Annotated in this window: 8 protein-coding genes; 6 read left to right on the top strand and 2 right to left on the bottom strand. The window is 67.5% G+C overall.

The features are described 5' to 3' along the window. Positions 1-22 precede the first annotated feature (22 nt). Positions 23-1,294 carry an efflux RND transporter periplasmic adaptor subunit gene (locus GR303_RS15460; RefSeq protein ID WP_161725445.1) on the bottom strand — a complete coding sequence of 424 codons (1,272 nt, stop codon included), beginning with the start codon at positions 1,292-1,294 and terminating at the stop codon, positions 23-25. Between the two features lie 246 nt (positions 1,295-1,540). On the opposite strand from GR303_RS15460, the gene GR303_RS15455 reads away from it, so the two are divergent. From GR303_RS15455 to purU, 3 genes are all read left to right on the top strand, one after another. Continuing rightward, on the top strand, positions 1,541-2,713 hold the full coding sequence (locus GR303_RS15455; RefSeq protein WP_161725444.1) for a phosphoserine transaminase: 1,173 nt from the start codon (positions 1,541-1,543) through the stop codon (positions 2,711-2,713). A gap of 260 nt (positions 2,714-2,973) precedes the next feature. Further along, positions 2,974-4,566: a phosphoglycerate dehydrogenase gene (gene serA / locus GR303_RS15450; RefSeq protein ID WP_161725442.1), complete on the top strand. Its 1,593-nt coding sequence runs from the start codon at positions 2,974-2,976 to the stop codon at positions 4,564-4,566. A 22-nt stretch (positions 4,567-4,588) separates the two neighbouring features. Beyond that, on the top strand, positions 4,589-5,461 hold the full coding sequence (gene purU / locus GR303_RS15445; protein WP_161725441.1) for a formyltetrahydrofolate deformylase: 873 nt from the start codon (positions 4,589-4,591) through the stop codon (positions 5,459-5,461). Between the two features lie 148 nt (positions 5,462-5,609). Here the strand turns inward: purU and GR303_RS15440 are convergent, their stop codons facing one another. Continuing rightward, positions 5,610-6,515, bottom strand: coding sequence for a DMT family transporter (locus GR303_RS15440; protein ID WP_161725439.1), 906 nt, complete (start codon positions 6,513-6,515; stop codon positions 5,610-5,612). Between the two features lie 76 nt (positions 6,516-6,591). On the opposite strand from GR303_RS15440, the gene GR303_RS15435 reads away from it, so the two are divergent. From GR303_RS15435 to GR303_RS15425, 3 genes are all read left to right on the top strand, one after another. Further along, positions 6,592-7,455 (top strand): type 1 glutamine amidotransferase, encoded by an 864-nt coding sequence (locus GR303_RS15435; RefSeq protein WP_161725438.1) that lies wholly within the window; start codon positions 6,592-6,594, stop codon positions 7,453-7,455. Between the two features lie 651 nt (positions 7,456-8,106). Continuing rightward, entirely contained in the window at positions 8,107-9,399 is a 1,293-nt protein-coding gene (locus GR303_RS15430; protein WP_161725436.1) for an adenylosuccinate synthase, read from the top strand. Positions 9,400-9,433: 34 nt separating this feature from the next. Beyond that, positions 9,434-10,621, top strand: coding sequence for a histidine kinase (locus GR303_RS15425; protein ID WP_161725435.1), 1,188 nt, complete (start codon positions 9,434-9,436; stop codon positions 10,619-10,621). The last annotated feature ends 18 nt before the right edge of the window (positions 10,622-10,639 follow it).

The raw sequence follows: 10,639 nt of genomic DNA, 5'->3' as shown, positions 1-10,639 counted from the left end.
CCCGCCGGAGCGGGAGATGGAATTACTTGCGCTCCGCCGCCTGCGCGCTGCCGATGGCCTGCGGCACGTTCAGCGAGGAGCGGGAGGGCTGCTCCCGGTTGGCGGCAGGCACCGCGGAGGCGGGCGGCGCCGAGCCCACGGGGCGGGCGATCACCTCGGCCCCGGGCCGCACGCGCTGCACGCCCAGCACCACGACGGTCTCGCCGGCCTTGAGCCCCTCCACCACCTCGACCTTGCCGCCCTGGCGCTGGCCGATGACGATGACGCGGCGCTCCACCTTGTTGTCCTTCACCGGATAGACGATGTGGCGCAGGCCCTCGCTGACGATGGCCTCCTCCGGCACCACCACGGCATCGTCCTTGGTGGAGACCTCCAGCGCCACGGAGAGGAACATGCCGGGCTTGAGGGCCTCGTCAGGGTTCTCGAAATCCGCCGTAAGCCGCACGGTGCGGGTGGTCTGGTCCACGCGGGTGTCGATGGTCGAGACCGTGCCCTTGAAGGTGCGGCCGCGATAGGCCGCGGACATCGCATTCACCGTCTGGCCCGGCTGCAGCCGGCCGAGGAGGTTTTCGGGCACCGCGAAATCCAGGCGCACCTTGGACAGGTCGTCGAGGGTGGTGATGCGGGTGCCCGGGGCCACATAGGCGCCGAGCGAGACGGAGCGGGTGCCGACGCGGCCGGCGAAGGGCGCGCGGATGGTCAGTTCCTCGAGCCGCGCCTCGGCGGCCTTGCGCTGGGCCTGGGCCGAAGCGATCGAGCCTTCGAGGGACTTCACCTGGGCGGTCAGGTCCTCCACCTGCGCCTCCGTGCCCGCGCCCGTCCGGCGCAGGGCCTGGGCGCGCTCCAGCTTGATCGCGATCTCGTTGCGCTGGGCGGCGGCGCGGGCGGCTTCCGCATTGGCCTGCTCGATGGCGGCGCGGCGCTCCGCTGCGTCGAACTGGACCAGCAGGTCGCCGGCCTTGACCTTCTGGCCTTCCTCGAAGCCGATCTCGCTGATGATCCCGGCTACCTTGGCGGTGACGGTGATCGACTCGAAGGCGCGCACCGTGCCCACCGATTCCCGGGTCTCGACGATGCGCCCGGTCCTGACCGTGTCGACCTCGACCGTCGCAGGGCCCGCCGGGCCGCCGCGCCCGCGGCCGCCCGGGGCGGCCGCCTGCTGGCCCGAAGGCTGGCTCACATAGGCGCCGATCACGGGCACATTGGCCAAATGGCCGCCCTTGTAGGCGTACCAGCCGCCGAAGCCCGCTGCCCCCAGCAAGGCTATGACGGCGAGTTGACCGGACACACGCATGCTCGCTCCTCGACCTTCGGTCTTTGTCGTTCTCAATGCCGGAATTTCTTACAGCACAATATATGCCAATTAATCCGAAGAGATCCCTGTGAACACAATGTTTTGTATTACGATTTCGTAATCTGCCTTCCTGCCGCAACGACAGATCAGCCCATTGTCGCCTTGACCGCGCGCTCCGCCTCCGTCATACCGGTCGGCGGGACACCTCTCCCCACCGAGAGGCGCCCATCTGAAAGGATGGATCACATGACGAGCCTGCCCGCCGCGCGTCCGCGCGCGCCCTTCTTTTCGTCCGGCCCCTGCGCGAAGCGCCCCGGATGGTCTCTCCAGAACCTGAAAACCGACTCTCTCGGCCGCTCGCACCGGGCCAAGCTCGGCAAGGCGCGCCTGAAGCTCGCCATCGACCTCACCCGCGAGGTGCTCGATGTGCCGGCCGATTACCGCATCGGCATCGTGCCCGCCTCCGACACCGGCGCCGTGGAGATGGTGCTGTGGTCGATGCTGGGCGCCCGCCCCGTCGACATGCTGGCCTGGGAAAGTTTTGGCGAGGGCTGGGTCACGGACGTGGTCAAGCAGCTCAAGCTTGCCGATGCCCGCGTCATCAGCGCGCCCTACGGCGAGCTTCCCGACCTGTCACAGGTCGACACCAAGACCCGCGACGTGGTCTTCACCTGGAACGGCACCACCTCCGGCGTGCGCGTGCCCAACGCCGACTGGATCGCGGCCGACCGCGAGGGCCTGACCATCTGCGACGCCACCTCGGCGGCCTTCGCCCAGAAGCTCGACTTCGCCAAGCTCGACGTGGTGACCTTCTCCTGGCAGAAGGTTCTGGGCGGCGAGGCGGCCCACGGCATGCTCATCCTCTCGCCCCGCGCGGTGGAGCGGCTCGAGAGCTACAAGCCGGCCTGGCCGCTGCCAAAAATCTTCCGCATGACCAAGGGCGGCAAGCTCATCGAGGGCATCTTCGAGGGCGAGACCATCAACACCCCGTCCATGCTCGCGGTCGAGGACTACATCGATGCGCTGGAATGGGCGAAGTCCATCGGCGGCCTGAACGCCCTCGTGGCCAAGGCGGATTCCAACGCCAGGGTCATCCACGACTGGGTGGCGGAGACACCCTGGATCGCCAACCTCGCCAAGGATCCGGCCACAGCCTCCAACACCAGCGTGTGCCTCGTGATCGCCGATCCGGACGTGGTGGGACAAGGCCCCGAAGCCGTGGCGCAGGTGGCCAAGGGGATCGTGTCCGCCCTCGACAGGGAGGGCGTCGCCTTCGACATCGGCGCCTATCGCGATGCGCCGGCGGGCCTGCGCATCTGGTGCGGCGCCACGGTCGAGCGCTCCGATCTCGAAGCCCTGACGCCCTGGCTCGATTGGGCCTTCGCGCAGGAAAAGGCGAAGCTCGCGAAAGCGGCTTGAACTTCACCCTCCCCGACGCAAGTCGGGTGTTCCCGACTTGCGCATTGAGGATGCGGATCTCGGGAACACCCGAGATCCGAGGGGGAGGGTCGACGCCCGCTAGGGCGGCGGGGTGGGGTGGCAACGCCACTCTTTACCGACTGCCCTCTGACCTAACGCCAACTATTCAAAACGACAGCGCCGTTCACCCCACCCCGGCTCTTCGAGCCGACCCTCCCCCTCAAGGGGAGGGTGAAGGGGCGGCCAAACTGAGGTGCCCCATGCCCCGACCCCGCGTTCTCATTTCCGATGCTCTCTCACCCGCCGCCGTGCAGATCTTCAAGGATCGCGGCATCGAGGTCGATTTCCAGCCCGACCTCGGCAAGGACAAGGAGAAGCTCGCCCAGATCATCGGCGACTACGATGGCCTCGCCATCCGCTCCGCCACCAAGGTCACGGCGAAGATTCTCGAACAGGCCAGAAACCTGAAGGTCATCGGCCGCGCCGGCATCGGCGTCGACAATGTCGAGATCCCCGCCGCCACGGCGAAGGGCATCATCGTCATGAACACGCCCTTCGGCAATTCCATCACCACCGCCGAGCATGCCATTGCCATGATGTTCGCGCTGGCGCGCCAGATCCCGCAGGCCGATGCCTCCACCCAGGCCGGCAAGTGGGAGAAGAACCGCTTCATGGGCGTCGAACTCACGGGCAAGACCCTCGGCGTCATCGGTTGCGGCAATATCGGCTCCATCGTGGCCGATCGCGCCATCGGGCTGCGCATGAAGGTGATCGCCTACGACCCCTTCCTGTCGCCCGAGCGCGCCGTTGAGCTCGGCGTCGAGAAGGTGGAGCTCGACGACCTGCTCCGCCGCGCCGACATCATCACGCTGCACGTGCCGATGACCGAGAAGACGAGGAACGTGCTCTCGGCCGAGAACATCGCCAAGACCAAGAAGGGCGTGCGCATCATCAACTGCGCCCGCGGCGGCTTGGTCGACGAGGTGGCCCTGCGCGCGGCGCTCGAATCCGGCCATGTGGCGGGAGCGGCCTTCGACGTGTTCTCGGAGGAGCCTGCAACGGAGAACCCGCTCTTCGGCCATCCCAACGTGGTCTGCACGCCCCACCTGGGCGCGGCCACCACGGAGGCGCAGGAGAACGTGGCGCTGCAGGTGGCCGAGCAGATGTCGGACTACCTCTTGCAGGGTGCGATCCAGAACGCCGTGAACTTCCCGTCGATTACGGCGGAAGAGGCGCCGCGCCTCAAGCCCTTCGTGGCGCTCGCGGAAAAGCTCGGCTCCTTCCTCGGCCAGCTCACGGAAGCCCCCATCAAGGGCATCCGCATCGAGTACGAGGGCGCGGTGGCCGAGATGAACACCCGTGCGCTCACCTCCGCTGCCGTGACCGGCGTGCTGCGTCCCTTCCTGCAGGACATCAACATGGTGTCGGCGCCGGTCGTCGCCCGCGAGCGCGGCATCATGGTGGAGGAGGTCAAGCGCGAGAACGCGGCGCGCGACTACGAGAGCTTCATCCGCATCGTCGTCGATGCGGACGACATGCCGCGCCATGCCGGCGGCACCGTGTTCCAGGACGGCAAGCCGCGGGTCATCGAGATCCGCGACATCGCGGTGGATGCGGAATTCGCGCCGCACATGATCTATGTGAGGAACGACGACAAGCCTGGGTTCATCGGCCGCTTCGGCACGCTGCTCGGGGAATCCGGCGTGAACGTCGCGACCTTCGCGCTGGGCCGCGACAAGCCCGGCGGCGACGCCATCTGCTTCGTCTCGGTCGATCAGCCGGTTTCCGACGAGCTCCTGCGCCGGATCGAGGAGATCCCGCAGGTCAAGCGCGCCCGCGCGGTGCGGTTTTAAAAGGACTTGTGAGGAAAGCATCATGCCGTCGCCCCTGCCGCAGCGCTTCGTTCTGACGCTCGCCTGCGCGAACCGCCCTGGTATCGTGGCCGCCGTGGCAGGGCATCTGTCGGATGCGGGTCTCAACATCCTCGACGCCCAGCAATACGACGACACGCAGACGGACCGGTTCTTCATGCGCGTCGTCTTCAATCCCGTTTCCGGGGAAGGCGACATCGCCGCGCTCAAGGACGGGTTCTCTCCGCTCGCCCAGCGGTTCGGCATGACCTGGACCCTGCGCGACCAGGCCGAGAAGCGCCGCGTCATGCTGCTGGTCTCGAAGTTCGACCATTGCCTCGCGGATCTCCTCTACCGCTGGCGCATCGGCGAGCTCGACTTCGAGCCCGTCGGCGTCATCGCCAACCACCCCATCGAAACCTACAGCCACGTGGATCTGGGCCGCGTCCCGTTCCACTACCTGCCCGTGACGAAGGACACGAAGCTGGAGCAGGAGGCGCAGGTCTGGGAGATCATCCGCAACGCGCAGGCCGATCTCGTGGTGCTCGCGCGCTACATGCAGGTGCTCTCGGACGGGCTCGCCGCAAAGCTCGCGGGGCGCTGCATCAACATCCATCATTCGTTCCTGCCGAGCTTCAAGGGCGCCAAGCCCTACCATCAGGCCCATGCCCGCGGCGTGAAGCTCATCGGCGCCACCGCGCATTACGTGACGTCGGACTTGGACGAAGGCCCGATCATCGCGCAGGACGTGGAGCCGATCACCCATCGCGACTCCGCGGAGGATCTCGTGCGCAAGGGCCGCGACATCGAGCGCCGCGTGCTGGCGCGCGCAGTGCGCTACCACCTGGAGGACCGCATCCTGCTCAACGGTCGCAAGACGGTTGTGTTCGCGGACTGAAGTCGTTCATCGTCACGCACCTCCCGCCTTGTCATCACCGGCCTTGTGCCGGTGATCTCGATGGTCTGAGGCGCATCGCTCTTCCAATCGGGATGGCCGGGACAAGCCCGGCCATGACGTGGCGAGTTGGAGGCTGCAGGAGTTTCGGTTACCGCTTCCTCTCCGCAAGCCAGATGCCGCCGAGAACCAGCACCAATCCCAGCGCGTGATAGAGGGCGAAGGGCTCGCCCAGCAGCACCACCGCAAGCAGGGCGCCGAAGACCGGCACGAGATTGACGAAGAGGCCGGCCCGCGCCGGGCCGATGAGCTCCACTCCGCGCATGAAGAACACCTGCGACAGCAGCGAGGGCAGGAGGCCCACATAGAGCAGGATCAGCCAGCCCTTCAGCGTCGGCAGTTGCGCGTCTCCTTGCACGATCTCGATCCAGAGCAGCGGCAGGGAGGTTGCGAAGGCCACCGCCGCAAGGGCCGCGAAGAAGATCAGTCCCGGAAGGGCCGGGCGGTGGCGCAGGCCCAGCGTGTAGGCCGCATAGAACACGCAGGCGACGAGCGTCCACACATCGCCGATGTTGAGCGCGAGCGTCCGCAGGATCTCGAAATCGGCCTTCACCGAGACCAGGATCACGCCCAGGATCGTCACGATCATGCCGATGACCTGCAGGGGGATCACGCGGGCCTTGAACAAAAGGACGGTGCCCAGAAGCACGAGAACCGGGATCGATCCCTGGATGATCGTGAGGTTCACGGCACTCGTGTGATGCGCGGCCGCGTAGAAGAGGGCGTTGAAGCCGGTGAAGCCGAAGGCCCCCATGAGGATCGTGAAGAGCCACCGCTCCCTGATCTGCGGCCATGCCGCTGCCACCTGCCGCCCCACCAGCGGCAGCAGCACGCTGACCACGATCACCCAGCGCAGGCAGGTGAGCATCATGGGCGAGACCTCGCCCACGGCGAGCCGGCCCGCGATGGCATTGCCGCCCCACATCAGCGTGGTGAGGGTGAGGAGCACGTAAGCCTGCCCCCACAGCCCTTTCCAGAACGAATGCAGGATTTTCATGGCTGGCGGGACCTCATGACGCTTGCCGCCGCATGCCTTTCGGCTAAACCGGCATGACAGCAAGCGGGTGACACGCATGGCCTTAAGGTTTCTGGTGGTCGAGGGCAATACGCGGGGCGCAAGGCAGGCCCACAGGGAGGCCTATGGAAAGACGCTCTCCGAGTCCTATGCGGAGGTGATCCAGGCCATCGCGCAGGACGCCGTCTGCGACATCGCCTTTCCCACGGACGAGGGCGCGAACCTTCCCGATGCGGCGGGGCTCGAATCCTATGACGGGATCGTGCTCACCGGCTCCCATCTCAACATCTACGACCGCACCCCCGAGATCCTGCGCCAGATCGACCTCATGCGGGCGATCTATGCCTCGCGCACCCCCTCCTTCGGCTCCTGCTGGGGGCTGCAGGTGGCGGCCGTGGCGGCGGACGGCGACGTGCGGCAGAACCCGCTCGGCCGGGAGGTCGGCATCGCCCGCAGGCTGACGCCGACGGAGGCCGGGAGGACGCATCCTCTTCTCGACGGGCGGCCTGCCGCCTACGACGCGCCCGCCATCCATCTCGACATGGTCACGGCCCTGCCGGGGGACTGCACCGTGCTGGCGAGCAATGCGGTCTCTCCCGTCCAGGCGGCGGAGATCCGCCAGGATGGCGGCACGTTCTGGGGCGTGCAGTACCACCCGGAATTCTCGCTCGGCGAGCTCGCCGCCATCCTGAGCCGCCGCGCCGACATTCTCGTGCGCGAAGGTTTCTGCCGCACGCAGGCGGAGGCCCTGGCCTATGCGGAGGATCTGGCGGCCCTCGACCGGGACCCGGCCCGCTTCGATCTCGCCTGGCGCCACGGCATCGACGCGGAGGTTCTGGAGCCCGCCCGCCGCACCCGCGAGATCCGCAACTTCATCGAGCATCGGGTCAGGACGGAAAAGAGTGCCCGCGGGCGGGCGTGAGGCTTTGACGCTTCCCTATCGTCATCCCTATCCACGATAGAGTGGGGTCATCCCTCCACGGTCATGGCCGGGCTTGTCCCTGCCATCCCAACTGGAAGAGCGATGCGCCTCAGACCATCGAGATCACCGGCACAAGGCCGGTGATGACGTGGGAAGGCGTATTTTTATGTTCTTACTTTGTTCTTGACAGTTGCTCTAAGCTGGGCTATATCATGGCTCATCCTCGTCCGGTGAGGGGCGCGCTCGCGAGGCGTCGCAGATGCGGGACGGGGCGCGGTCCCGCCGCAGGTCTCGCACACCTGTGGTCGCGGGAGGCCGATCCTGGCTTGTTCCAGGTCCGCCTGAAAAGAACCGCGCGTGACGAGCAGCTTGGCTCTCACACTCACCACCATCCCCCATCGAGCCGGGCTGCCCCAAGCGCCACCCTCGAGCAACCCTGACGGCTCGCAGCTCACGCTGCGGGCCCGAAGGCGCTGGATCTTCGACGCGGCAGTGGAAAACCACATTCCCGCCTTTCGGATGCCTATGATGCGGGGGTGCAGGGCTCATTCCGCCTTGACCTGAGGCGCGTGATCCACCATGAGGGTTTGCAAGGTTTTTGACCCAGCCCTGGCCTTGCGCCGGGGCTTTTTCATGTGAGGGTTTCAAGCGATGGCGAACGTGGTTGTCGTGGGCGCCCAGTGGGGCGACGAGGGCAAGGGCAAGATCGTCGACTGGCTGTCCGAGCAGGCGGATGTGGTCGTGCGCTTCCAGGGCGGGCACAATGCCGGCCATACCCTCGTGATCGGCGACAAGGTCTACAAGCTCTCGCTCCTGCCTTCCGGCGTCGTGCGCCCGAACAAGCTCTCGGTCATCGGCAACGGCGTCGTGCTCGATCCGCACGCGCTCGCCGGCGAGGTGGAGCGGCTCGCCGAGCAGGGCGTCTCGATCTCCCGCGAGAACCTGCGCGTGGCCGAGAACGCCACGCTGATCCTCTCGATCCACCGGGAGCTCGATGCCCTGCGGGAGAGCGGCAGCGCCGGCACCAAGATCGGCACCACCAAGCGCGGCATCGGTCCGGCCTACGAGGACAAGGTCGGCCGCCGCGCCATCCGCCTCATGGATCTCGCCGACCTCTCGGCGCTGCCTGAGAAGATCGAACGGCTGCTCTCGCATCACAACGCGCTGCGCCGCGGATTCGGCCTCGACGAGTTCGAGCCGAAGGCGATCTACGAGGAGCTGGCCTCCGTCGCTCCCAAGGTGCTGCCTTACATGGATGCCGTGTGGCGCCTCCTCGACGAACAGCGTCGCGCCGGCAAGCGCATCCTGTTCGAGGGCGCGCAAGGGGCGCTGCTCGACGTCGATCACGGCACCTATCCCTTCGTCACCTCGTCCAACACGGTGGCGGGCCAGGCGGCGACCGGCTCGGGCCTCGGCCCGGGGGGCGTGGGCTACGTGCTCGGCATCGCCAAGGCCTACACCACCCGCGTGGGCGAGGGGCCGTTCCCGACCGAGCTCTTCGACGAGACCGGCGAGCTGATCGGCCAGAAGGGCAAGGAGTTCGGCGTGGTCACGGGCCGCAAGCGCCGCTGCGGCTGGTTCGACGCCACCCTCGTGCGCCAGACGGTGCGCACATCGGGCATCGACGGCATCGCGCTCACCAAGCTCGACATCTTCGACGGCTTCGAGACCATCAAGATCGGCGTCGGCTACAGGCTCGACGGGGAGACCATCGACTACTTCCCGGCGAGCCAGGGCGCGCAAGGACGCGTGGAGCCGATCTACGAGGAGATCGAGGGCTGGAGCGGCTCGACCGCGGGGGCCCGCTCCTGGGCGGATCTGCCGGCGCAGGCCATCAAATATGTCCGCCGCATCGAGGAGCTGATCGGGGCGCCCGTCGCGGTGCTCTCCACCTCGCCGGAACGGGACGACACAATCCTCATGAAGAACCCCTTCGAGGGTTGACGAGGGGGCCTCAGCGGGTCCATTGCGAAGAGAAATGGCAGATTATTACCCTCTCATCGCCCGCGCCGTCGAAGGCTTGTCGGAGCAGAGCCCCGACAGGCGTCAGGCTGTCTACGAGCGTGCCCGCACGGCTCTGACGGCCCAGCTGCGCTCCCTCGATCCTCCTCTCTCGGAGGCGGAGATCCAGCAGGAAATCCGCTCCCTCGACGAGGCGATCGTCCGGGTCGAGGCGGATTATGCACCGCCGCCTGCAGGGTTCGATGCCGAGGCCTTCGCGAGCACCCTCGCCGACGACCGGCCCACCCAGCCTGCCGCCGATGCCTCCCGCGCCGCCGTCCACGGCCTGAGGGCTCCCGCTCCTGCCGTGGAGGACCAGCCGGGCGATGCCTATGCGGAGCCCGCCGTGGCTCGCCCGAGGATCGACAGCCGCCCCCATCCGGCCATGCAGAACCGGGGCCGCACGCGCACGATCGTCTTCGGCTCCGTGCTGGCCCTCGTCATCGCAGCCATCGCCGCCTTCGCCTTCCTCTGGCGCGACAGGCCGGAGAACCTGCCCCCCGAGACGCCTGTGGCGGAGGCGCCCCCGCCCGCCCCGGCCGAGTCCAAGATCAACGAGCGGGTGGGCGGTCAGGCTCCCCCGCCGGCCTCCTCGGCTCCCGCCGCTCCCCGGCAGGAGACGGGCGTGGCGCAGCGCGCCGTCTTCTACGAGGAGGACCCGGCCAACCCGCAGGCGCCGAAAGCCCAGGTCGGCCGCGTGACGTGGCGTCTCGAGAACGTCAATCCGGGCCAGGGACAGCCGCTCGAGCGCGCGGTGATCGCCCAGGTGGAGATTCCCGATGCGGGGCTGACCATGAAGATGGTGCTGCGGCGCAACCTCGACACCACGCTGCCGGCCTCCCACACCGTCGAGCTCACCTTCACCACCCGGGAGGGGGACACCGCCCGCGTGATCCGGGATGTGGGCCTGCTCCAGTTCAAGAGCGAGGAGGCCGCCCGCGGCACCCCCGTGGCCGGCCTGCCCGTCCCCGTGCGCGAAAACCTGTTCCTGATCGGCCTCTCCAACCTCCAGAGCGACGTGGCGCGCAATACGCAGCTCTTCGTGCGCCGCAACTGGATCGACCTGCCGGTGCGCATGGCCTCGGGCCAGCGCGCGATCCTCAGCTTCGAGAAGGGAGGCTCGGGGGAGCAGATCATCAACGACGCCTTCAGCCAGTGGCAGTAGGGCGGGAGCGTTTCGGAC

Origin of the sequence: Microvirga arsenatis (assembly GCF_009910705.1) — a bacterium.
Lineage (GTDB): Bacteria > Pseudomonadota > Alphaproteobacteria > Rhizobiales > Beijerinckiaceae > Microvirga > Microvirga arsenatis.
This window is presented reverse-complemented; position numbering and strand designations above follow the sequence as displayed.

Bases quoted from the DNA above. Each gene is read 5' to 3' on its own strand.
- GR303_RS15460 (WP_161725445.1), bottom strand. From the start codon at position 1,294: ATGCGTGTGTCCGGTCAACTCGCCGTCATAGCCTTGCTGGGGGCAGCG.
- GR303_RS15455 (WP_161725444.1), top strand. From the start codon at position 1,541: ATGACGAGCCTGCCCGCCGCGCGTCCGCGCGCGCCCTTCTTTTCGTCC.
- serA (WP_161725442.1), top strand. From the start codon at position 2,974: ATGCCCCGACCCCGCGTTCTCATTTCCGATGCTCTCTCACCCGCCGCC.
- purU (WP_161725441.1), top strand. From the start codon at position 4,589: ATGCCGTCGCCCCTGCCGCAGCGCTTCGTTCTGACGCTCGCCTGCGCG.
- GR303_RS15440 (WP_161725439.1), bottom strand. From the start codon at position 6,515: ATGAAAATCCTGCATTCGTTCTGGAAAGGGCTGTGGGGGCAGGCTTAC.
- GR303_RS15435 (WP_161725438.1), top strand. From the start codon at position 6,592: ATGGCCTTAAGGTTTCTGGTGGTCGAGGGCAATACGCGGGGCGCAAGG.
- GR303_RS15430 (WP_161725436.1), top strand. From the start codon at position 8,107: ATGGCGAACGTGGTTGTCGTGGGCGCCCAGTGGGGCGACGAGGGCAAG.
- GR303_RS15425 (WP_161725435.1), top strand. From the start codon at position 9,434: ATGGCAGATTATTACCCTCTCATCGCCCGCGCCGTCGAAGGCTTGTCG.